This is a genomic window from Erythrobacter mangrovi, assembly GCF_013260645.1.
Lineage (GTDB): Bacteria > Pseudomonadota > Alphaproteobacteria > Sphingomonadales > Sphingomonadaceae > Qipengyuania > Qipengyuania mangrovi.
In genome coordinates this window covers 2,845,228-2,867,504 of record NZ_CP053921.1, presented here as the reverse complement: position 1 = coordinate 2,867,504, position 22,277 = coordinate 2,845,228, and the positions used below count along the sequence as shown (strand labels likewise).

At 64.3% G+C, this 22,277-nt stretch carries 17 protein-coding genes; 10 read left to right on the top strand and 7 right to left on the bottom strand.

Going from position 1 to position 22,277, the window contains the following annotated elements:
• Positions 1-19: 19 nt before the first annotated feature.
• From HQR01_RS14255 to HQR01_RS14245, 3 genes are read left to right on the top strand one after another with little or no spacing between them, the layout of a single operon-like run.
• On the top strand, positions 20-478 hold the full coding sequence (locus HQR01_RS14255) for a c-type cytochrome (protein WP_173215697.1): 459 nt from the start codon (positions 20-22) through the stop codon (positions 476-478).
• 7 nt (positions 479-485) lie between these two features.
• Positions 486-1,430, top strand: a complete 945-nt coding sequence (locus HQR01_RS14250; protein WP_173215695.1) for an XdhC family protein — start codon at positions 486-488, stop codon at positions 1,428-1,430.
• A 1-nt stretch (position 1,431) separates the two neighbouring features.
• Entirely contained in the window at positions 1,432-2,004 is a 573-nt protein-coding gene (locus HQR01_RS14245) for a nucleotidyltransferase family protein (protein ID WP_234030325.1), read from the top strand.
• Positions 2,005-2,007: 3 nt separating this feature from the next.
• Here the strand turns inward: HQR01_RS14245 and HQR01_RS14240 are convergent, their stop codons facing one another.
• A complete protein-coding gene (locus HQR01_RS14240) occupies positions 2,008-3,432 on the bottom strand; it encodes an aldehyde dehydrogenase family protein (protein WP_173215692.1) in 1,425 nt (474 codons plus the stop codon).
• Between the two features lie 113 nt (positions 3,433-3,545).
• Between HQR01_RS14240 and HQR01_RS14235 the strand changes: the two genes are divergently transcribed.
• Positions 3,546-4,682: an acyl-CoA dehydrogenase family protein gene (locus HQR01_RS14235; RefSeq protein WP_234030185.1), complete on the top strand. Its 1,137-nt coding sequence runs from the start codon at positions 3,546-3,548 to the stop codon at positions 4,680-4,682.
• The gene (locus HQR01_RS14230; RefSeq protein WP_173215687.1) at positions 4,679-5,425 is read left to right on the top strand and encodes an acyl-CoA dehydrogenase family protein; all 747 of its coding nucleotides are present in this window, start codon (positions 4,679-4,681) and stop codon (positions 5,423-5,425) included. Before HQR01_RS14235 ends, HQR01_RS14230 begins: the two co-directional genes overlap by 4 nt.
• Positions 5,426-5,611: 186 nt before the next feature.
• On the opposite strand, the gene HQR01_RS14225 is transcribed toward HQR01_RS14230, so the two are convergent.
• Entirely contained in the window at positions 5,612-6,640 is a 1,029-nt protein-coding gene (locus tag HQR01_RS14225; protein WP_173215685.1) for a helix-turn-helix transcriptional regulator, read from the bottom strand.
• 80 nt (positions 6,641-6,720) lie between these two features.
• Between HQR01_RS14225 and cysD the strand changes: the two genes are divergently transcribed.
• Both cysD and cysN read left to right on the top strand, forming a co-directional pair.
• Entirely contained in the window at positions 6,721-7,641 is a 921-nt protein-coding gene (cysD, locus tag HQR01_RS14220) for a sulfate adenylyltransferase subunit CysD (protein ID WP_173215683.1), read from the top strand.
• On the top strand, positions 7,641-9,548 hold the full coding sequence (gene cysN, locus HQR01_RS14215; RefSeq protein ID WP_173215681.1) for a sulfate adenylyltransferase subunit CysN: 1,908 nt from the start codon (positions 7,641-7,643) through the stop codon (positions 9,546-9,548). The genes cysD and cysN overlap by 1 nt, the downstream gene beginning before the upstream one ends.
• Positions 9,549-9,608: 60 nt before the next feature.
• Here the strand turns inward: cysN and HQR01_RS14210 are convergent, their stop codons facing one another.
• Positions 9,609-10,112 carry a hypothetical protein gene (locus tag HQR01_RS14210; RefSeq protein WP_173215679.1) on the bottom strand — a complete coding sequence of 168 codons (504 nt, stop codon included), beginning with the start codon at positions 10,110-10,112 and terminating at the stop codon, positions 9,609-9,611.
• Between the two features lie 52 nt (positions 10,113-10,164).
• The gene (locus HQR01_RS14205; RefSeq protein WP_173215677.1) at positions 10,165-10,812 is read right to left on the bottom strand and encodes a trypsin-like serine peptidase; all 648 of its coding nucleotides are present in this window, start codon (positions 10,810-10,812) and stop codon (positions 10,165-10,167) included.
• A 294-nt stretch (positions 10,813-11,106) separates the two neighbouring features.
• On the opposite strand from HQR01_RS14205, the gene HQR01_RS14200 reads away from it, so the two are divergent.
• Together HQR01_RS14200 and HQR01_RS14195 are read left to right on the top strand one after the other, a co-directional pair.
• Positions 11,107-13,800: a hybrid sensor histidine kinase/response regulator gene (locus HQR01_RS14200; RefSeq protein ID WP_173215675.1), complete on the top strand. Its 2,694-nt coding sequence runs from the start codon at positions 11,107-11,109 to the stop codon at positions 13,798-13,800.
• Between the two features lie 10 nt (positions 13,801-13,810).
• The gene (locus HQR01_RS14195; RefSeq protein ID WP_267905494.1) at positions 13,811-15,664 is read left to right on the top strand and encodes an EAL domain-containing protein; all 1,854 of its coding nucleotides are present in this window, start codon (positions 13,811-13,813) and stop codon (positions 15,662-15,664) included.
• Between the two features lie 21 nt (positions 15,665-15,685).
• Here the strand turns inward: HQR01_RS14195 and HQR01_RS14190 are convergent, their stop codons facing one another.
• Positions 15,686-17,623 (bottom strand): hypothetical protein, encoded by a 1,938-nt coding sequence (locus HQR01_RS14190; RefSeq protein WP_173215671.1) that lies wholly within the window; start codon positions 17,621-17,623, stop codon positions 15,686-15,688.
• 160 nt (positions 17,624-17,783) lie between these two features.
• Between HQR01_RS14190 and HQR01_RS14185 the strand changes: the two genes are divergently transcribed.
• Complete coding sequence (locus HQR01_RS14185) at positions 17,784-19,940, top strand: trypsin-like serine protease (protein WP_173215669.1); 2,157 nt, start codon at positions 17,784-17,786, stop codon at positions 19,938-19,940.
• A 44-nt stretch (positions 19,941-19,984) separates the two neighbouring features.
• Here the strand turns inward: HQR01_RS14185 and HQR01_RS14180 are convergent, their stop codons facing one another.
• Together HQR01_RS14180 and HQR01_RS14175 are read right to left on the bottom strand one after the other, a co-directional pair.
• On the bottom strand, positions 19,985-20,236 hold the full coding sequence (locus HQR01_RS14180) for a hypothetical protein (protein WP_173215667.1): 252 nt from the start codon (positions 20,234-20,236) through the stop codon (positions 19,985-19,987).
• 37 nt (positions 20,237-20,273) lie between these two features.
• A complete protein-coding gene (locus HQR01_RS14175) occupies positions 20,274-22,238 on the bottom strand; it encodes a TIR domain-containing protein (RefSeq protein WP_173215665.1) in 1,965 nt (654 codons plus the stop codon).
• Positions 22,239-22,277 lie beyond the last annotated feature (39 nt).

The window sequence follows — 22,277 nt, the reverse complement described above, 5'->3', positions numbered from 1 at the left end:
CGGAAAGGAGACCCAGAGCATGTACAAGGCCACTCTCGCCCGTCCCCTGACCCTCGCCCTTGCGCTGGCGCTGGCCGCTTGCGGATCCGACCCTGAACCGCCGGTCGAACAGATCGTGGTACGCGAGCCCGGGACCCCCGTGGCTGCCACACCCGACAGCGCGGCAGCCGACCCGAGCGCGGCGGGCAAGGCCGCCTTTGCCGCCTGCGCGGCCTGCCATTCGGTCGAACTCGGAGGCGCTTCGGGCGTCGGGCCCAATCTCGCCGGAGTGGTCGGGCGCAAAGCCGGCACGCTGGCCGGTTTCGCCTATTCGGACGCGATGAAGGGATCGGGCATCACCTGGAGCGAGGAGGAACTCGACGCCTTCCTCGCCAATCCCGCCGCCAAGGTACCCGGCACCTCGATGGCCGCGGGCGCGGTGAGCGACGAGGCCAGGCGCGCCGCGATCATCGCCTACCTCGCCGGCATCACCGGATAGGATCGCGATGGATTCCCCGCGCGTATTTCGCTTCCTCGCGGGGAAACTCGGCCAGGGCCAGCGCTGCGTGCTGGTCACCGTGCTCGCGGTCGAGGGCAGTTCGATGCGCAATCCCGGCACGCATATGGGCGTGTGCGAGGACGGCAGCTTCAACGGCTCGCTCTCGGGCGGCTGCATCGAGAATGCGGTGGTGGCCGAGGCGCTGGCTGCGCTTGACGAAGGCGCGCCGCGGATCGTGCGCTTCGGCGCGGGTTCGCCCTATCTCGACATTCGCCTGCCCTGCGGCGGCGGGCTCGACATCCATTTCCAGCCGCTTGGCGACGCCGCGCTGGTCGAGGCGAGCCTTGCCGCGGTTGCCGCGCGCAGGCCGTTCTCGGTCGCGATCAAACCCGATGGCGCGGCCTTCGAGAAGGTTTGGGCCAGCCCCTCCTTCGATTTCGCCGGCGGCTGCGGGCGCTTCGGCCACTGGCCGCAGCCGCGGCTGGTGCTGGTCGGCCATGGCGCGGGCGTGGCCGCGCTCGCCCGCCTCTCCCGGACCATGGATCTCGAGGTCGAAGTCCTGTCGCCCGATGGCGATCTGGTAGCGGCACTTGCGGGCGAGGGGCTCGCGGCCAGCCGGCTTACCCGCACCACCGAGACCGACGGGCTGCATGGCGACCACTGGACCGCCTTCGTCTTCCTGTTTCACGATCACGACTGGGAGCTGGCGCTGATGCAGCGCGCGCTGGCGCTGCCGCATTTCTACTTCGGGGCAATGGGTGGGCGCCGCGCGCATGCGCTACGCCGCGAGGCGCTGGCGCAGGCGGGTGTGTCGGAGCAGCAGGTCGCCAGCATCCACGCGCCGATCGGCCTGTTCCATTCCTCGCGTGATCCCGACACGCTGGCGCTTTCGGCACTGGCGGAGATCGTGAAGGCCTACCAGGACACCCCCTTCGAGGCCGGGCTTGGGTGAGGTGCCGCGCCTTGCGGTGGCGCTACTCGCCGCCGGGCAATCGCGCCGGTTCGGCGGCGACAAGCTGGCGGCGGGTTTCCGGGGCAAGATGCTGGGCCTGCATGCCGCCGACGCCCTGGCGCAGCTCGCTTTCGCCCACCGCTGGGTGAGCGTGTCCGATCCGGAGCATCCCTGCGTTCCCGGCTGGGTGGAGGCGGGTTTCAATCCGGTCCCGAACCCCGATGCCGCGCAGGGCATGGGCACTTCGGTCGCCCTCGCGGGGCGGTTAGCCAAGGAAGCTAAGATCGACCAGCTATTGATCGCACTCGCCGACATGCCGCTGGTGCCCCATGCCCATTTCGTCGCCTTGCTGGCTAAGGCCCGCATACAGGGAGAAGCGGCGCTGGTCGCCTCAACCGATGGCACGGCTGCGATGCCACCCGCCGTCTTCGGCAGCGCGCATTTCGATCGGCTGGTGCTTGCCAGCGGCGACAAGGGTGCTCGCGCCTTGCTGGGCGCGGCTGAACTGGTCGCGGCGCCGCAGGGCACCCTCGCCGATGTGGACGACGAAGCTACCCTGCGCGCACTCGGTTAGGCGTCAGACCGCCGCGTTGCGCTTGACCGTGATCACCTGCGGGTAGGTGAATTCCTTGAGGCCATCGAGCCCGTATTCCGCACCGAAGCCCGACTGCTTGTGCCCGCCGAAGGGGGCCAGCGGCGAGATGTGGAGGAACTCGTTGACCCACACCGTGCCGGTTTCGAGCTGCTCGGCAATCTCGACGCCCTTGTCGACGTCCTTGGTCCAGACCGCACCGGCCAGCCCGTAGTCGGAGTTATTGGCCCGCGCGATCACCTCGTCGACGGTCGAGAACTTCATCAGCGGCATGACCGGGCCGAACTGTTCCTCAGCCACGATCCGCGCGTCTTCGGGCGGATTGTCGAGGATGGTGATCGGCACGTAATAGCCGGTGCCCGTAGGATCGACATTGCCGCCGGTCAGGAACTTGTAGCCCTTGTCCTTGGCGTCCTGGATCAGTTCGCACACGCGATCGAACTGCTTCTTGTTCTGGATCGGCCCGACGCCCGTGCCCTGCTGCGATCCGTCACCCACGGTCACGCCCTTGGCGTATTCGGCGATTGCCTTGCTCAGGTCGTCGTAGATGTCCTCGTGGATGTAGATGCGCTTCGCCGCCACGCAGATCTGCCCGGCATTGGTGAAGCTCGACCAGAACAGCTGTTCGGCAACCTTTTCGACATCGGCATCGGGCAGCACGATCGAGGCGTCATTGCCGCCGAGTTCGAGCGTGATGCGCTTGAGGTCCTTCGAAGCGCCTTCCATGATCTTCTTGCCGGTCGCGGTCGAACCGGTGAAGGTCACCTTGTCGATATCCGGATGCTCGGTGATCAGCGGGCCGAGGCTGTCCTCGCCGGTAATGATGTTGACCGTGCCGGCCGGGACCACGTCCTTGATCAGCTCGGCCACGCGCAGCGTGGTCAGCGGGGTGAAGGGCGATGGCTTGAGCACGATGGTGCAGCCCGAAATCAGCGCGGGGACGATCTTCTGGATCGCCATCATCACGGGGAAGTTCCACGGCACGATCCCGCCGACCACGCCCACCGGCACGCGGCGGGTGCGGCTGAGGCGCTCCTCGTCATCCTGGTTGATCACGTCGTCCAGCGTCAGGGTCGACTGCGCGGCAGCCAGCCCCGCGGCACCGTAGATTTCCATCTGCGCCTGGTGGTGCGGCTTGCCCTGTTCGGCGGTGAGCAGGCGGAACAGCTCGTCCGCATTGTCCTTGATCGCGGCGGCGATCCCCTGGACCACCTTCTGGCGTTCCTCGGAACTGGTCTTGCGCCAGGTCTTGAAGGCGCGGCGCGCAGCGGTGACGGCGCGATCGAGCTCGTCCTTGCCGCAGGCTGGAACGCGGGCAAACACTTCCTCAGTGGCGGGATTGACGACCTCCATCCAGCGGCCATTGTCGACCATCTCGCCATCGATCAGGTTCTTGTAGTCGGTCATCATCTCTCTCCTCCAGGACTCGCTATAGGGCATACACTGTCGGGATTCGTTTCTCGATGCAACGGGTCTTGCGCTGCGGCGATAGATTGGTGAGAGAGGGCGCGAGAGGAGAAGCCTTGCAGACCTTCGCTACAGAGGCCGTCGACTGGCCCGAAAGCGCCACCGCCTTGCGCGAGCAGGTGCGTGCCTTGGTCGCCGAGCATGGCGAGCGCGACCCGGTCCGTCGCGCCAATTGCTGGACCAAGGCCGATCCGGCCTTCAGCCGCAGGCTGGGAGAGGCCGGGCTGCTGGGCATGACCTGGCCCAGGGAATACGGCGGGCACGAACGCAGCCAGATCGAGCGCTACGTGGTGATCGAGGAACTGCTGGCGGCGGGTGCGCCGGTCGGCGCGCACTGGATTGCCGACCGCCAGAGCGGGCCCTTGTTGCTGCGCATGGGCAATGAGGAGCTGAAGCGTCGCTGGGTGCCCGCGATTGCGCGGGGCGAGGCTTTCGCCTGCATCGGTCTCAGCGAACCCAATTCGGGTTCCGATCTTGCCTCTGTGCGGACCTCGGCACGGCGTGACGGCGATGACTGGGTCATCAACGGCCAGAAGGTTTGGACCACCGGCGCGCATGTCGCGCATTTCATGATCGCGCTGATCCGCTCCGAACCGGGCAGCGAGCGTCAGCAGGGCCTGTCGCAATTCGTCATCCCGATGGACGCTCCGGGCGTGACGGTGAAGCCGATCATCGACCTGACCGGTGCGCATGAATTCAACGAGGTGTTCTTCGAAGACGTGCGCCTGCCCGCAACCGCGCTGCTCGGGGAAGAGGGCAATGGGTGGAAGCAGGCGACCGCCGAGCTGTCGCTCGAGCGCTCGGGGCCCGAGCGTTACCTGTCATCGATGGCGCTGTTCACCGAACTGGTCCGCCATGCGGGCAAGCACCCCGATCAGACGGTACGCGAACTTGTCGGGCGGCTCGCGGCTGAGGCATGGACGTTGCGGCTGATGAGTGCTTCGGTCGCTGCCAAGCTGGCGCGTGGCGAGGACCCCGCACTCGAAGCGACTATCGTCAAAGACCTGGGCAATTCCTACGAACAGGCGATCCCCGAGCTGGTGCAGGCGGTGGTGGAGATGGACCTGAACGGCGAGGACGCGCTCGCCCGCGTCACCGCCTATCTGCTACAGGTCTCGCCCAGCTTCTCGCTGCGTGGAGGGACGCGCGAAATCCTCAAAGGCATCATCGCACGGGGACTTGGCCTGAGATGAGTGACACCCGCCGCATGCTGGCCGAAATGGCCGATCCGCTGTTCGCCGAACTCAGCTCGAGCGCCACCATGGAACGCGACTGGGCGCGGATCGAAGAGCTCGGCCTGCCGCTGCTACTGGCTCCCGAGACCGAAGGCGGCTTCGGTGGCACATGGGAGGACGCGCTGGTGGTGTTCCGCCTCGCCGGATACCACGCGCTCGCCCTGCCTCTGCCTGAAGCGATCATTGCCGGGCGCGCACAGGAGGGCAGCCAGGAGCATTTCCTGCTGTGCGCCTTCGCCCGCGGCGCGCAGATCGCCGGAGCGCTCGACGCGGCGCTGGCGATAGCAGTCGGCTATGTCAACGAGCGCCAGCAGTTCGGCCGCCCGCTGGGCAAGTTCCAGGCGGTCCAGCAAAGCCTCGCCACCTTCGCCTGCGAGGCCGCAGCCGCCAATTGCGCGGCGATGGGCGCGGCTCAGGCACTCGACCGCGGCGATGCGACCTTCGAAGTGGCCGCCGCCAAACTGCGCGCCAACCGCGCAGTAGGCGTGGGCTCGACCGTCGCGCATCAGGTCCATGGTGCTATCGGCTTCACCGAAGAATATGGGCTTCACGAACTGACCAAGCGGCTTTGGCAATGGCGCAGCGAGTTCGGCAACGATGCGCATTGGAGCCGCGTACTCGGCGAGTTGGTGGTAGCGCGCGGTTCCGAGGCCTTCTGGCCTGACCTGACTGCCCGGACCGATCCAACCCGCGTCGACTAAGGCGACAAAGGCGACTCGGTGTCGCCTTTGCTCGGCGGAGAAATTGACCTTCTTTACAGCGCGTTATTGGCCAGCCTCGGGCCGAAGGCGACACATTACCCGTTTTTCAGAGGGGGGGTGGTGTGGGAGATGCAACAGGAGAAAGAGCGGCCCCGGCCCTAGCGCGACTGTCAGCCTGTAGGAAAGCTATGCTAGCGCCAGCACGCCGGTGAGGATATTGCGCACCAGATCGACCTGCCCGCGCGCGCCGGTCTTGGCGTAGATCCGCTTCGAATAATAGCGCGCCGTCTCGAGCGTCAGGCCATGATTTTCGGCCGCCTCGGCGATCGAAAGCCCTTGGGACAAGGACCATGCCAGCCGTGCTTCAGCCGGAGTCAGGTCAAACAGGTCGACCAGTTGCTCGTGCCGGTCGGCGCTCGATGACCGGTCACCGCGCAGATAGATCACCGCAACCGCGCGACTGTCGCCGGTGAGCGATTCGAGGTGCATAGGTGAGACAAGCACGTCGATCCACGGATCGCGGCTGAGGTTGAGCGCGTGTGGCCGGTCGCGCTGATCGGCCGCGAAGTCGCGCACCAGTGCGGTCAATTGGCGATCGACCCCGGGGGACGAGGGCACCAGGCGGTCATAGGGCCCGCGACGCAGCGAACCCGAGCGTTCGAGGAAGCGTTCGGCCTGCGGATCGCAGTCGACGATCCGGCTGCGCTCATCGACCGCAATCCAGCCGAAGTTCATTCGCCGGAAGGCGTCTGCGCTCATCGAGGCCCGGGCCTTCTCGCGTTCGAGCGAGGCCAGGACATTCAGCGCCACGCGCAAGTGCGGCGCGAGCGCCGTGAGCAGGCTCGAATGTTCGGCCTCGAGCGGCGTGTCCGCACCAAGCGCCAGCCAGGCCTCGAGCCCGCCGGGATCGCGCAGCCGGATCGCGCGCAGGTCCGCCGGGTAGGCGCCACCGGCCCTGCCCTCGACCAGTTCGTCGAGCGCATAGGTCCGCCCTTCGCGCATGGTATCGCCCAGCAGCCGCGCAACATCGCCGGGTTCGCCATCGCTGAGGATCAGCTCGTCGCGCGATCCGGGCGTGCGCAGGGAAAGCATGGCTAGGTCCCCGCCTGCCACGCGTTTCAAGCGACGAAGAAAAGTTTGCCACATCGGCTGTTCGAACATCCCACCGTGGAGCGGCAGGAGGAGTTCGGTCTCTCCAAGGTTGGGAATGCGCATGTCAGCAGGATACCACCTCCCATATGGGAGGTCCACCAGGATGCGCTCGCACTATCTCGATCGGTCGAAAAGGAGTTCCGATGAGCGACGCCAAGACCCTTACCCATCTCCAGCGCCTCGAGGCGGAAGCGATCCACATCATGCGCGAAGTGGTCGCCGAGGCGGAAAAGCCGGTGATGCTCTATTCGATCGGCAAGGACAGCGCGGTGATGCTGCACCTGGCAAAGAAGGCCTTCTTCCCGTCGCCCCCGCCCTTCCCGCTGCTGCACGTCGACACGACCTGGAAGTTCAAGGACATGTATGCGCTGCGCGAGAAGAGCGCGCGCGACGCGGGAATGGAACTGCTCGTCTACCATAACCCCGAGGCCATGGAGCGCGGGATCAACCCGTTCGATCACGGCCCGCTGCACACTGACATGTGGAAGACCGAAGGGCTCAAGCAGGCGCTCGACAAATACGGCTTCGACGCGGCCTTCGGCGGCGCCCGCCGCGACGAGGAGAAGAGCCGCGCCAAGGAACGCATCTTCTCCTTCCGTACCGCCAGCCACGGATGGGACCCGAAGAACCAGCGCCCCGAGCTGTGGAACCTCTACAACGCCCGCAAGAAGAAGGGCGAGAGCATCCGCGTCTTCCCGATCTCGAACTGGACCGAGCTCGACATCTGGCAATACATCATGGCCGAGAACATCGAGATCGTGCCGCTCTATTTCAGCGCCAAGCGACCGACCTTCGAGCATGAAGGCGGACTGTTCATGGCCGACGATATCGAACGGCTCGAGAAGGTCATGGGCAAGCGCCCCGAAATCACCGAAAAGTCGATCCGCTTCCGCACGCTGGGATGCTTCCCGCTGACCGGTGCGGTCGAGAGCGAGGCGGCGACTCTCGCCGATGTGGTGCAGGAGATGCTCCTCACCACCACCAGCGAACGCCAGGGCCGCGTGATCGACAAGGACGCCGGCGATGCCTCGATGGAGAAGAAGAAGCAGGAGGGGTACTTCTGATGACCGAGCAGGTTTACCAGACCGACGCGCTGATCGCCGAGGACATCGAAGCCTATCTCGAGCAGCACCAGAACAAGTCGATGCTGCGCTTCATCACCTGCGGCAGCGTGGATGACGGCAAGTCGACCCTGATCGGCCGCTTGCTCTACGATTCCAAGATGATCTTCGAAGACCAGCTTGCCGCACTGGAAAGCGACAGCAAGAAGGTCGGCACGCAGGGGCAGGAGATCGACTTCGCTCTGCTGGTCGACGGCCTCGCCGCTGAACGCGAGCAGGGCATCACGATCGACGTCGCCTATCGTTTTTTCGCGACCGAGAAGCGCAAGTTTATCGTCGCCGACTGCCCGGGACACGAACAGTACACCCGCAACATGGTCACCGGCGCATCGACCGCTGACCTCGCGGTGATCCTGATCGACGCACGCAAGGGCGTGCTGGTGCAGACCAAGCGGCACAGCTTCCTGTGCCACCAGCTCGGCATCCGCAATCTGGTGCTGGCGGTCAACAAGATGGACCTGATCGATTACGATCAGGCCAAATTCGACGCGATCGTCGCCGATTACGCGCATTTCGCCGAAAGCATCGGCATCGAGGGTTACACCGCGATCCCGATCTCGGGTTTCAAGGGCGACAACATCACCACTCACTCGGCCAAGACCCCGTGGTACCAGGGTCCAACACTGGTCGACCACCTCGAACAAGTCGAGATCAACGCCGCGGGCGATGCCGAGAAGTCATTCCGCATGCCGGTGCAATGGGTCAACCGCCCCAACCTCGACTTCCGCGGTTTCTCCGGACTCATCGCCAGCGGCACGGTCAAGCCCGGCGACCGGGTCCGATCGTTGCCTTCGGGCAAAGTCAGCACCGTCAAGTCGGTCGTGGTGATGGACGGCGATCTCGATGAAGGCATCGCCGGCCAGTCGGTGACGATCTGCCTCGATGACGAGATCGACTGCTCGCGCGGCGACGTGCTCGCTTCGGCCGACAGCCCGCCCGAAGTGGCCGACCAGTTCGAGACCACCATCGTGTGGATGGACGACGAGCCGCTGGTCGTCGGCCGCGCCTATTGGCTCAAGCTGGGCACGCAGACCGTCAGCGTGACGGTGGCCCATCCGAAGTACGAGATCGACGTCAATACGATGGAACATCTCGCTTCGCAGACGCTCCATCTCAACCAGATCGGCGTGTGCGAAATCACCACCGACAAGCGCGTGGTGTTCGATCCCTACGTCGACAATCGCACGCTCGGCGGATTCATCCTGATCGACAAGATCACCAACCACACCGTCGGTGCCGGGATGCTGCACTTCAGCCTGCGCCGCAGCCAGAACGTCCACTGGCAGGCGACCGACATCACCCGCGAGCATCACGCCGCGATGAAAAACCAGACGCCGCGCGTACTGTGGTTCACCGGCCTGTCGGGATCGGGCAAGTCGACCATCGCCAACGAAGTCGAGAAGAAGCTGGCGATCATGAATCGCCACACCTTCCTGCTCGACGGCGACAACGTCCGCCACGGGCTCAACAAGGACTTGGGCTTCACCGAGAGCGACCGGATCGAGAACATCCGCCGCATCGGCGAGGTGTGCAAGCTGATGACCGATGCGGGCCTGATCGTGCTGACCGCTTTCATCAGCCCCTTCCGGGCGGACCGCCAGCTGGTGCGCGACATGATCGGCGACGGCGAGTTCATCGAGATCCACGTCGACACCCCGCTCGAAGTGGCCGAGGCGCGCGACGTGAAGGGCCTCTACAAGAAGGCCCGCGACGGCAAGCTGAAGAACTTCACCGGTATCGACAGCCCCTATGAAGCGCCTGAAGATCCGGAAATCCGGGTCAATACGGTCGAGATGACCGCGGAAGAGGCAGCCGACTTTATCATTCGGCAAATCCTGCCCCTGAAGTGACCAAGGAAAAGGGCGGCTCGCGGGCCGCCCTTCGCATTCCATGGTCGGATTGACCGAGCTTCAGCCAGGGCTCCGCGGGCCGGAGCCGGCCTGCGCGCCGATCAGGCCACCCGCGCCCGCAGCCGTGATCAGGCCGCCAACCAGCCCAGGTGCCAGCACGACCCCGGGCAGCACTTCGGGCCTGATGAACGCCCCGCCGGCGCAGCCGTTGCCATTGGCCCAGTCGATCCAATCGCCCCAGTCGTATTCGCCCCCGTCCTCGACATGGACATAGACCGGGCCGACATACTTCCAGTCGCCCGCCTTGTTGCCCTGATCCAGCCAGTCCCGGTACTCGCCAGCGATCTGGTCGCAGTTCCATGCCTCGGGCGGCGGCAGGGCGCCGTTGACGTCGGACCCCACGCGTGGCCGCTTGGCCTTGGGTGTGGCGCCCACCGTCCCCTCATGCTGCGGCCCGCCATCGGCCCCCGCCCCAGTCCCGCTCGCGAGCGAAGTGGACGCGGGGATACCAGCCGCGACCAGGCAGCACAGCGCGGCAATTGCAGCGGATCTCAATCGCGTCATGGCAGCGTTTTCTCACAAGAATTCAGGGCAGGCAACAATCGACGGTCGACAGTCACGTTGAAAGCAGGGCCCTCCGCAGCGATTTGGCGAGTAGCACCGCCCGCCCGGCGGTTTCGCCAGCGCCAACATGGATCGCAGTCAGCTCCAGTTCGCTCCGATCTGCGCGGAAGATGGGAGACCCGCTCTGGCCCGGCCGGGTGCGGCAGGAGTGGCGCATAACGACGGATCGGGCATCGCCTCGCCAGCCCTTGCACGCTTCGAGCGAGACTGCCGAGCCATACCGGCCGGGATCATCGTATGCGGCCATCTCCAGCGGCGAAGCCACGGCTTCCTCCGGATCCGAAATGCGCGTGACGGGTTGCATGAAGCGGGGGGCGGGCTCAGCCAGTCGCAAGACCGCCCAGTCCGTCGCCGGGGTGAGCCTGCGCTCCATAGGGCCCCCGCCCGTTTCGACGAGCGTGAATGCAGAGGCAAACCGCGTGCCCGATGCAGAGCGGTGTTCGAACCGGCAGGATGAGATCGGCAAGTGCCGGGCCGCGAGATCGTCCGAGTTGAAGTGGCCTGCGGCAAGCAGGGTCCGCGTATCGCGGACCAGCACCGCGGTGCTGACGAAGCGGTGTTTAGCTTGCTGGCAGACAATGCGACCGATTGCGCGCGCGGGATCCAGGTCGGGTTCAGCGATCCGAATCGCTGCAGGCACCGCCGGTGTGGCGGAAACGGCACATATTGCCGCCAAGGCTATTGGAACGGATCGCAGCATGGGCACCTCGCCTGCGATCCTGAGCCCATCAGGCCAATTTTCTCGGCAAGGTGGAATACGGGCAAATACGGATGGGTTCGCGACCACCCTTGGTGAACGTTTCCACGCTCGAACCAGCCACCCCTTCCAAGGCCGAATCCATTACCCTTCAGAAGCTTGACGAGCCGGGAGGCGCAAATTTACAATACCGTAAGTACCTGAGAGGGTATGAAATTGCGGGGGAGGTAACTGGCGATGCCGATGCGCAATGCCCTGCTCGAAGCAGTGCTGGCGACCATCTCGCAAGGCATCGTGGTGACCGATGAGCACTCGCGGATCCAATTCTGCAACGATGCATTCTGCACCATTACGGGTTATTCCCGAGAGGAATTGATCGGGCAGCCCTGCAGGATCCTCCAGGGGCCCGAGACACTCGAAGAGACCCGGGCCGCCATCAACAAGGCCCTTGAAGAGCGCCGGGAATTCTCGGGCGAAATCCTCAACTATCGCAAGAATGGCGAAACGTTCTGGAACGACATGGTCATCACGCCCTTCGAGAATGCGGGGCGCGGCCTGAAATGGTTCCTCGGGGTCGTACGCGACGTAACCGAGCGGAAGGCGACCGAAGAACGGCTCAATTACCTGCGGGCCGAATTTCAGCTCATCTTCGATGAAGTGCAGGCCGGCCTGGTCCTGCACGACACCTCGACCACGATCATCCGGGCAAATCCGCGCGCCAAGGAACTGCTGGGCCTGGATCGCGATGCAGAAGGGATGGATGCCAGTAATCCCTACTGGGATTTCGTCGACAGCAAGGGCGAAAAAGTACCGCAGGAACGGTTCCCTGCGATGACCGTCCTAAAGACCGGCCAGCCGATCAAGAATTTGACGCTGGGGCATCGCGATGAGACCGGCAAGGTGCGTCGATGGCTTCTGTGCAACGCATCTCCAGTCTTCCACAAAGACGGCGAGATGGACGGAGTGCTGACGAATTTCGTCGACATTACCCATATCCGCGAAGCGGAAGAGGAAGCGAAGCAAAGCCGGGATCGGCTCGAACTGGCGACCAGCGCAGGTAAGATCGCGATCATCGATTGGGACCTGGAAACCGAAACCGCGTGGACGAACGACCAATTCGCTCACCTGTTTGGGGTCAGCTTAACCGAGGACCTGGATCGGGACAGGATGATCCGCGTCCTTTCCAAGACCTGGGAAGGGGAAAATCTCGTCGCGCGGGTACTTGCCCTGCTCGAAGGCAAGGAAACCACGTTCAAGCAGACCTTCACCTATCGCCGGCCTTGCGGCGAGTACGCGGTCGCCCGGGCCCACGCCACGGTGTTTCGCGACCAAAATGGCAAGGCAATCAGGCTGGCCGCAGCGCTCTACGACGTGTCTGACGTCATCGACGCCGATACCAAGCTGCGCGAGAGCGAGGAACGGTTCCGCACCGTTGCCAATCTATCGAACGACGTGGTGTGGGAATGGGATATTCTCGAGAACTACGTGTGGCGCAGCGATGGCTGGGAAAAACTCCTGGAACTGGACGAGAAGGACCCGCCGGGTCTGACCTCCTGGGAAATGCGCCTGCATCCGGAAGACAAGGAGCGGGCAAAGGCACACCTGCTCGAGGTCCTGGCATCGGACAAATCTGAATGGTCGACGGGCTATCGGATGCTGACCTCGTCGGGCGCCGTACGTATTATCGAGGAACGCGCGGTACTCATCCGCGACGTGACGGGAAAACCGGCGCGAGCTTTCGGTTCGATCAGCGATGTGACTGAACGAACAGAGGTCGAAGCGCGCCTGCGCAGGGCCGAGTCACTCGAAACGACCGGTCGGCTGACCGGTGGTATCGCGCATGATTTCAACAATATGCTGATGGTTATCCTGGGCAATGCCGAGATCCTGCGCGAGTTGGAGCTCGATGCAGACGCACAGGAAATGGTCGAGCTGATCACCATGGCTGCCGAAAGTGGTGCGCGCCTGACCAAGCAGCTGCTGACCTTCTCGCGCCAGCAGACCTTCTCCGCGCGGGCGATCGATGTCGGCAATTCGCTGCAGGAAATCGGCAAGCTGATCCGGCGAACCATTCCCGCCAACATCGAAGTTCACATCGAGCCGTCCGAGAACCTGTGGTGGGCCTATGCCGACCAGACCCAGTTGGAGAACGCGATACTCAACGCGGCGGTGAATGCGCGCGATGCCATGGAGGACGGCGGCACGCTCCGCATCGCGGCGCGGAACACTTTCATCTCCGCCAGCAGCAAGTCCCACCCGCACGATCTACAGGACGGTGCCTATGTGGAACTCGTCCTGGAGGACGACGGGCACGGGATGACACCTGCCGAGGTTGGCAGGGCCTTCGAACCCTTCTTCACGACCAAGCCGGTGGGGGTTGGCACCGGGCTCGGGCTCAGCATGATCTACGGATTTGCCAAGCAGACGGGCGGAACCGCCACGATCGAAAGCCGGCTGGGAGAAGGCACCACCATCCACATCTTCCTGCCGAAGGCCGAGAATACTCCGACGGAAAGCGTCGATGACGATCAAGCCGACGTGCCCAAGAAGGAATCGCTGTCGCTGTTGCTGGTCGAAGACGATGTCAACGTGAGCCGACACCTGGTACGCCAGATTCGGCGGTGGGGTCTCGAAGTGGAGGCCGCCGCCGACGGCGCCAGCGCCATGCAGAAGTTGCAGGACAAGAAGGACTTCGACATCCTTCTGACCGATATCGTCATGCCGGGCCAACTGTCGGGCCTGGACCTGGCGGAAAGCGCTCGTGCGTCGCACCCCGACATGAAGATCATCTTCATGTCAGGCTACGCGGGAGATTCGGTGAAACACAAGGCCCTCGAACGATCCGAGAACTTCCTTCAAAAGCCCTTTTCGAATGCGCGGCTGAAGGAGGTATTGTTAGAAGGCGTAGTGGGTAAGGCAAATTCAGAATAGCGAGAATCCTTTGGGGCGAAAATTACTTATTCTCGATGATGATCCGGCGATGGCGTCCACCATTGCCAGGATCGCAAGGGCGCTTTCCGTTGAGGCCAAGGCGGTGACTACGGTCGAGGACGCGCGTGAGGCCCTGCTCTCATGGCACCCCACTGAGATCATGGTGGATTTGCGAATGCCTGGCACGAATGGCCTCGAGGCACTCGATATACTGGCTTCGGAACTCGCCGACATGCCGGTCTACCTGTGTTCGGGCCTCGGCCAGTCGGTGATCGACGCCGCACAGCGTGTGGCCCAGGCCAGCCAGCACAATATTCGTGGCCGACTGGAAAAGCCCTTCTCGAAAGATCAGTTGAAGGCGCTGCTTTTTCCCGAAGGGAGTGATGCCTCCCTCGCACAAGGAGGTCAGGCATCGAACAATCGGGGATCAGGTCTTAACGCGAACAATGTCCGCAAACCGAGCGCGGTAGGGCGAATAACCTTCCTCTTCCAACCGCGGCTTTGGGCGCTCAGCCGGAAGCCCGAGGGGTTTGAAGCGCTGATCCGCATACTGGACGACCAGGAAGGCCTGGTCTCCCCGGCCCGCTACAGTGAGGAACTGGGCGAAGAGCTGTCCATCGAATTGAGCAGTGCGGCGCTTGATCCAGCCATGGCATGGGCCGCGGCGGAACTGGCGCCAGAGGGGCTCACCCTTTCAATCAACATTTCGGCCACGGCGGCCCATGCGCCGCGATCCGTCGAACGCCTGCTGGAATCGGCAAAGAAGAACCATTTCCCGCTCGAACTGCTCGTCATCGAGGTGTCCGAGCAGAACGGCGTCCTCGAATGCGAGGAGGCAATGAAGGCCCTGCTTGCAGCCAAACTGGCCGGCAGTCGACTAAGCATCGGCGATTTCGGCATGGGCAGTTCGACCCTCGATCACTTTACCGACGTACCGCTCGACGAGCTGAAGCTCGACAGGAAGGTCGCCGGAAAGGCCGCGGAAGTTAAGCAGGCCGACGCAGTTGCCAGGTCGGTCATCGACCTGGCCAAGCGACTGGGACTACGTTCGATTGCCGAAGGGGTCGAGACGCAAGAAGTCGCCAACCATCTGACCAATCTCGGCTGCGATTGCCTCCAGGGTTTCTATTTCTCGGGGCCACTGACTGCACGCGATGCCAGCCAATGGCTGGAAAGCCAGTCCCATTCCCAGACGGCAACTGCCGCTTCCGCACTCCCATCGGAAAGGCCCGAGAAAAGGGCCGGCGCCGATGCGTGGAACGTCGCTATCGTCGACGACGACAGCGCTGTTCGACAAACGATCACGACGGGTCTCGCCAATTTCGGGATCAACGCCCACCCCTTCGCCAATGGCAAGGATTTCCTAGCGGGCTGCGCGGACTATGATTTCGACGCCGCTGTCCTCGACCTGCGCATGGAAGGCATGAGCGGCATCCAGGTCCTGCGCGAGCTACCCTCGACGCTCAAGCACCTGCCCATACTCGTCCTGAGTTCGCATGGCGACATGCCGACCGCGATCGAAGCGATGAAGCTTGGCGCGATCGACTTCCTCGAGAAGCCAATCACCTTCCAGAAACTGTCGAATGCCATCAGCGAAGCGATCAATTCGCGAAGCGTCGACCGGCAGCGATCCGAAACCTCGGCCCATGCGAAGGAAACGCTCGCCCAGCTTTCCAAGCGAGAGCTGGAAGTCTGCGAACTGATGTTCCAGGGCCTACGCAACAAGGAAATCGCGCAGCAGCTGGGGATCAGCTACCGCACGGTCGAAATCCACCGCTCCAATGCGTTGAAGAAGCTCGATGCCCGCACGGCCTCCGAAGTCGGCAAGATCCTCGCCGAGGCAGGACATTTCGATAATCCCTGAGCGGCCCGTCGATCTTCGGGCCTAGGCCGGCAGGGCAATGTGCTTCGCCCCGAATACGGCCTGCCAGCTCTCGATTTCGTCGACCACGATCTCCTCCAGCGTATGAACCAGTTCGGCCGCGCAGGCATAGCCGAGCGAGTCTCCATTGCCGCTCAGCACCAGCTTGATGCGCTTCTCAACCTCGCCCAGCTTCTCCGCCGTGACGCGCGATATCGCCGCGAAGCGTTCGAAATCGCCGAAGAAGCGAATCCCTGAAAGGCTGGCACCAAGCGTGGGGAAGGCCACGCCCAGGAAGGTGAACAACTTCGCCCCCGCTCCGGGCCAGTGCGCGGGCAGGATGCCAAGCGCTGCTCCCGCCGAACTTGCCAGGAACAACGACACCGAGAAGATCGCCAGCAGAAAGCATTTCTCTGCCACCCGATCGATCCGGTGGTGCACCGTGGCCAGCCGCTTCGCCTTGGCCAGGTGGTAGGCGCGTTGCTCCTGCACGTGCCTGAGCACCACGCGCTCGAGCACGTCGCGCAGGTAGCGGCGGTCGATGCGGACGCGCGGGAGGCCCACCTCGCGCAGGCAGTGGCGGGCGAAATGCTCGGGCCATTCCTTGTCCTTGCCGCGCGGCCAGCGCCCGGTCGGCCGGGCCACGCCGAGCATCAAGAGGCTGGGCGAATGCCGCAGATACTCGGCGACCCGTCGCGTCTCGAACCAGCGCCGGTGCCACGCCAGCCGTCCGCCGATCAAGGTCACGAAAACGATCATCGCCAGCAACAGCAGTTCGATCGAAGCGAAGATCCACTTCTGCTCCATCAGGCCGAGTGGCAGGTAGAGAACCCCGGCCATCACCGCGAGCGCGGAGAAGATGAAGTTGTAGCACATGCCGCTGCGATAGGCGTCGGACAGCCAGCTCGACACGCCGTCGGCCCAGGCGAACTGCGGCAGGATGGAGCTGGCCAGACGATCCGCGACTTTGTCGCCCGGGGGAAGCAGTTCGGCCACGGTGCCGATCAATTCGGCCCCTGACCCCGTGCCGATCGCACCGGGCGTCTCATAGCTCGATGACAGCCTGCGGAAGGGTCTCCCCTCCCCGCCGAACACCACTTCGATCCGGCGATAGAGCGACCACAGATGGCTGCCCGAGCCATGCCAGCGCTCCTTCTCGAGTGCTCGATCGTCAGCCTCGGCGGCGAGGAAGGCAGCCTCGACGATCGCCTCGAGCCGGTCCTCGCCCCGCCGGAGCGGCTGCGCCAGTTCTTCCGGACGCGTATAGATCTGCCATTCGGTCGGTGATGCCGGATCGATCACCATCACCGGCGTGCCAAGTTCAAGCGCCGAGACGACCGTATGCCCCGTCCCCCCACGCAAATTGCGGACCTTGCGATCCCACACCGCCACGATCAGGTCGGTTCGCTCGATCATCACCCGGCCGGCCAGCGCAACATGGTCGGAGCACTGCGTGTCGAAAGCTCGCGCCTTGTCGAAGCTGCCCGGATCGGCGAGCGCCTCGCGGAACAGCGCCGCGACTTCCTCGTCACGGTCGGCAAGCTCGAACAGCTGGGCCCGCTGGGTGACCTCCCGGATCGCCGCCGCGTGAGATTCGACCGCAGGATCGGATGCCATGTCGCCGCGACACAGCGCCTCCATGTCTGCGACGGTCGACGGGCGGGCATTGATGGCAAGGTTGAGAGCAGAGCCGAAGGGCAAGGGCGCGACCAGTTCCCATTGGCGCGCCAGTGCCAGCTCGGCTGCGATCTGGTCCACGCCATCGACCAGCAGGCTGTGCATTCGGACCGGCGCAAGCGCCTGTTCGTGACCCGCCAGGATGCCGTCGATCCGGGCAAAGACCTCGTTCAGCGCCTCCGTAACCGCAGCGCGATTGGCGCTGAAAGCCGGGTTGGTACCGCGATGCCCGGTAACCCCCAGCGAAAGATGCGGCAGGGTCTCCATGATCGGTACCGAACTCATGCGCGTGCTACCCCCGATCCTGATCCCCAATGCGCCCCCAGACGCATAGCTAGAACACTAGCCTTGCATGGCGGCTGCACAAGCACCTTGTTCATCAATGCCTTGACCTCGGGGACGTTCTTTGGTGCACTCCCTCCCGGGTCGCGATGGGGAGGAACCAATGCCTCTTGCATCGTGGAAATGGCTTGCTGGAGCGATGCTCTTGGCCGGGGCGTTGGCGATGCCCGGTCCGGCAAAGGCTCAGGACCTTGTCGCCACCCAGCGTCAGGTCAACGGTCCCGACATCGACCCGCCCCCCGAACTGATCAAGGAATGGGAACGCAAGGCCAGGGCCAATGCCAAGGCCTGTAAGCGCCAGGATTCCGCAGCCTGTGTCGGATTGGCCTACGCTTATCTGAAGGGGCAAGGGGTCAAGCAGGTGCGCCCGATCGCCACGGTGCTCTATGGCGAAGCCTGCGAACTCGGCAATCTCGACGGCTGCGCGCGTCAGGCCGACATAATGATACAAGGTAGCGATGGGGGCGATCCCGATCCGGAACGGGGCACAGCCATCGCCGATGCGGCCTGCCGCGAGGGGAGTGATGAAGCATGCCTGGTGCTCGCCCGCACGCTGCTCGACAGCGACCCCGCCCAGGCCGACCATGGCCTGGCCTTGACACTGCTCGACAACGTCTGCCGCAAAGGCAATGCCGAAGCCTGCGAGAGAGCCGCTTGGAAGCATGAATATAGCCCGCAGGCCGATCAGTGGCAGGCGGGTGAATACTACTACCTGGCCTGCCTGGCCGGGTCATGGCAGGGTTGTCGGCAATCGGGCCAGCGCGCCTGGAACGGCATCGGCATCGCACCCGACCCGAACCTGGCCACTTTCCTGATCGAGCGCGGCTGCGAGATCGACAAGGATGCGGATTGCGAACTCGCCCGCAATCTTCGCCAGGAACCGGTGCTGTCCGCGCGATGCGATGGCGGTGATCTGGCTGCCTGCGCGACGCTCGGCGAAGTGCTGGTGTCGAGCATGCCGGTGATCGACGGGACTGACCGGGCCCACGAAGTGCTGGTACGTGCCTGTGACGCGGGTGAGGAGAGCGCCTGCCCTCGTGCCGCCGAATTGCAGTTGGGCAAGGCTGGCGTGGCCGGATCGCCAGAGGCGGAGCGCGCAATCCAGCTGCTCGAACGTGCCTGCCGCCCGGACAATGAAGCCGCGCAAAGGGCGTGCCTTACGCTCGGGAAAGAGTTTTTGAGGGGACAGATCGTCGAACCCAACCCGACGCGTGCGGCCGAGTTGTTCATGCCGCTTTGTCGCGCGGGGTCGTGGGAGGCTTGCGAGTACCTGCCCATTATCGCATCGGAAGTGCCGGGCATCGAGATGATCGCCGCCGATACCACCTATCTTCCACCCGTGGCATCGGGCGACGAACCATCTGGCACGGTTCGCGAAATGGAGCGCAAGCCCAGCGCCGGAACCGGCTGCATCGTCAACCAGGAACGCTACCGCGGAAAGCTCTATGTCGACCGGATCTGCCGCAAGATTGCCTATTCGATCAATGGGTTCCGCCTCAGGCGCGGACAGGCCCCGTGGCAAGCTCTGTTATGGCGGCCACAATCTCTGGCCGGCATGTCCCTGTCGCAGCAGCAGCGGGTCATGTGCGGCGGAACAATCATCCGGACCGGATGGGTCCTGACGGCCGCACATTGCCTGACCGACCAGGGCAAGGATATCGTGGCGGCGGGGCACGAGGTCCGCCTGGGCGTCTATAACCCGCGCGAGGCCGAGGGGACGAGCTACCCCATCCTGCGCGCCATCCCCCATCCCTCTTTCGACCCCGCCACCTACGCCTTCGATATCGCGCTGGTCCAATACGACCCCGATCGCGGTGCGAAGCAAGGCATGACGAGCCCAATCACCAGGCTGACTCTCGATCCGCTTGAACTCGGCAAGCGGGCGATCAAGGCTGGTATGGAAGTCTATACCTATGGCTGGGGCTGGACCCGGCCCGAAGATGGCCAGTCGACCGACAATTTGCGCGGGGCGAAGATGGAGCTGACCAGCGAGGAGCGCTGCACCCGCATCACCAGCTACCGCGGAAGTGCGCTGAACGCGGCGCTCTGCGCGGGCGGAAAACAGGGCCAGCAGGCTTGCAAGGGCGATAGCGGCGGCGGGCTTGTCTATTACGGCGACGCCGACAAGGTTCCCAAGGTGATCGGGGTGGTCAGCGCTGGCCGGGCCTGCGGAACCGTCGGCGAACCTAGTCGCTATACGCGCGTGGCGAAGGTTCGCGACTGGCTCGAGCAGTATATCGGGCCGCTGTCGCGCCGCTAGGAAAGACTCCCGGCGGGCGCCAGCGGCACCGATGGATACGAAGGTCAGTTCTCCGGATTGATCGGGGTTGTCGTGCCCTCGACAGCGGTCGCGGCCGCTTCTTCGGTCTCAGGCCCATCAGCCTCTTCGCCGGTTCCCTCGCTCGCGGCATCCGCCTCGGTAGCTGCGTCGGCATCGGTCGCGGTGGCCATTTCTTCTTCTGCCGCCGGTTCAGTCGCATCGGTTTCCGCCTGCTGGCACCCGGACAGCGCCAGCGCTGCACACCCTGCGACCAGCCCCATGGTAATCTTTCTCATGTAAAAACCTCCCTGTCTGTGCGACCGCAGCTAGCTATCATGACGTCAGCGACGAAAGCAACTTGCGGAAGCGCGGCGAGCCGCGCAGCGGGTCGAGCAATCCATCGTTTGGCGCCAGGAGCATGCCCGGATCGTTCATCGCCAACGCGCGTTCGAGCAGGGTCAAGGCATCGGCCTGTTCGCCCCACTGCGCGCGCACCTGTGCCTGTTGATAGAGTGTCGCATCACCATAGTCGGCCACCAGTTGCGCCATTGCCTTCTCCGCGGCCTTGCGGTCACCCAATCGACCCAGGGCAATTGCTTCGCCGGTCAAGGCGAAGATCGCGACCGGTTCTTCGCGATAGGCCTTGAGAGCCCCTGCAGGGTCCCCTTCCAGGTAGAGGGCATTGCCGATCATCGATTGCGAGCTGGCAAGCTTGGGGTTCAGGTCCAGCGCTTGCCGCATGCGGCTGATGGTCTGCGGGAAATCCCGCCCAAGGTAGGCAATGTAGCCAGCCGTGCGGAAAGCCCGTGCGTTGAGCGGATCGAGCTCGATCACATCCGCAATGATCTCGGCACCCAGCTGCGCTTTCGCGCCATAGGCGTAGAAGGCGGCGACCGACCGCTGGACGTCGGCATCCCCCGGAGCAAGTTCGCGCGCCTTTTCGTAATGCGGCAGCGCCGACTTTGGGTCGAGACGGCCGTTGGCCAACGCATAACCCAGCGCCAGATGGCCCCGTGCAAGATCGGGCGCGAGTTCGATGGCCCGTTTCGCCGAGGCAATGGAATCGTCATAGAACCGACGGATTTCGTCTTTGCCGGACATCGCATTGGCCACCGCGGCGAGCATGGTCGCGCGCATGGCATGCGCTGCTCCGTAGCGCGGATCGGCTGCAATCGCCGCATCGAACTGGGCCAGCGCGGCGCGGTCGGTCTCGACGCCGGCTGAGAGGTCGTAGAACGCATGCCCTCGCAGATAGGCTTCATAGGCGGCAAGGTTGGTCGTCCCGCCCACGTCCTCCTGTTGCGCCAGGCTGTCGCGCGCCTCCGCGTCACCGGCGATCTCGGACACCAGCGACAATGCCACGGTGCGCGCAATTTCGGTCTGGAGTGCGAAGACGTCGTCCATCTTTCGATCGAAACTGTCGGCCCAGCGAACCAGACCGTCGGATACCTGAATCACCTCGCAGGACACGCGTACGACCATGTCTGCCAATTGCACGCTGCCACGCAGGATATTGGCCACACCCAGTTTGCGCGCGGCGGCGAAATCGTCGTCCCCGCCCTCCCCCAGTGCAGAGGATGTCGTCGGAGCCGATACCCGCAGGTGTGGATTGCGAGCCAGTACCGCGCGCAGTTCGTTGGAGAGGCCGTCGGAAAACCAGCGCTGCTCTGCATCGCCGGAAAGATTGGCAAAGGGCAGGACGGCCATTGAAATCCTGCCCCCGCGAGCGCCCGGCAAGAGCCCCATGCGCCACACGCCAATCGCGGCAAGCCCGGCGATGCCCGCTCCACCCAGCGCCAGTGTCCGGCGGGAGACGCGCAGCCCGCGTGCTGTTGGTGGGCTCAGCGCCGTTGGCAGTGGCGCTGGGGCGCCGCTGATGCCGTAGACCGCCTGGAGGACCTTGTCCGCCTCGGGAGCGCCCGGCTTGCCATTCCAGTGCGTGAGATCGATCATCTGGAACTGGCGGAACCCCAGTGGTGGCATGGTCCCGTCGAGCGACAGGGGGACGAGCCGCCGCCGATCGCGCCCGCTCTGCGCCTCGTCGCGTACCCAGTTGGAATCGACCGACGCCGCCGACCACAGCACCACTACGCAATCGGCCCCTTCGAGTGCCGCCTCGGTCGTCGGAAGATAGGTTTCGCCCCCCGCCAGCAGGCCATCCCACCACACGTCGATCCCGGCCTGAACGAGCAGGTCGATGACGGGTCGGGCACGAAGAAGATCGGTACGGGAATAGCTGACGAAGACGCGCGGCGCAGGCTCGCTACCCTGCCCCTGCTCCTCCGCATCCATGTCCATGCCCACCCCCGCGATCGACGCCAGTCAGGTTAGCGCGGT

Bases quoted from the DNA above. Each gene is read 5' to 3' on its own strand.
- HQR01_RS14255 (WP_173215697.1), top strand. From the start codon at position 20: ATGTACAAGGCCACTCTCGCCCGTCCCCTGACCCTCGCCCTTGCGCTG.
- HQR01_RS14250 (WP_173215695.1), top strand. From the start codon at position 486: ATGGATTCCCCGCGCGTATTTCGCTTCCTCGCGGGGAAACTCGGCCAG.
- HQR01_RS14240 (WP_173215692.1), bottom strand. From the start codon at position 3,432: ATGATGACCGACTACAAGAACCTGATCGATGGCGAGATGGTCGACAAT.
- HQR01_RS14230 (WP_173215687.1), top strand. From the start codon at position 4,679: ATGAGTGACACCCGCCGCATGCTGGCCGAAATGGCCGATCCGCTGTTC.
- HQR01_RS14225 (WP_173215685.1), bottom strand. From the start codon at position 6,640: ATGCGCATTCCCAACCTTGGAGAGACCGAACTCCTCCTGCCGCTCCAC.
- cysD (WP_173215683.1), top strand. From the start codon at position 6,721: ATGAGCGACGCCAAGACCCTTACCCATCTCCAGCGCCTCGAGGCGGAA.
- cysN (WP_173215681.1), top strand. From the start codon at position 7,641: ATGACCGAGCAGGTTTACCAGACCGACGCGCTGATCGCCGAGGACATC.
- HQR01_RS14210 (WP_173215679.1), bottom strand. From the start codon at position 10,112: ATGACGCGATTGAGATCCGCTGCAATTGCCGCGCTGTGCTGCCTGGTC.
- HQR01_RS14200 (WP_173215675.1), top strand. From the start codon at position 11,107: ATGCCGATGCGCAATGCCCTGCTCGAAGCAGTGCTGGCGACCATCTCG.
- HQR01_RS14190 (WP_173215671.1), bottom strand. From the start codon at position 17,623: ATGAGTTCGGTACCGATCATGGAGACCCTGCCGCATCTTTCGCTGGGG.
- HQR01_RS14185 (WP_173215669.1), top strand. From the start codon at position 17,784: ATGCCTCTTGCATCGTGGAAATGGCTTGCTGGAGCGATGCTCTTGGCC.
- HQR01_RS14180 (WP_173215667.1), bottom strand. From the start codon at position 20,236: ATGAGAAAGATTACCATGGGGCTGGTCGCAGGGTGTGCAGCGCTGGCG.
- HQR01_RS14175 (WP_173215665.1), bottom strand. From the start codon at position 22,238: ATGGACATGGATGCGGAGGAGCAGGGGCAGGGTAGCGAGCCTGCGCCG.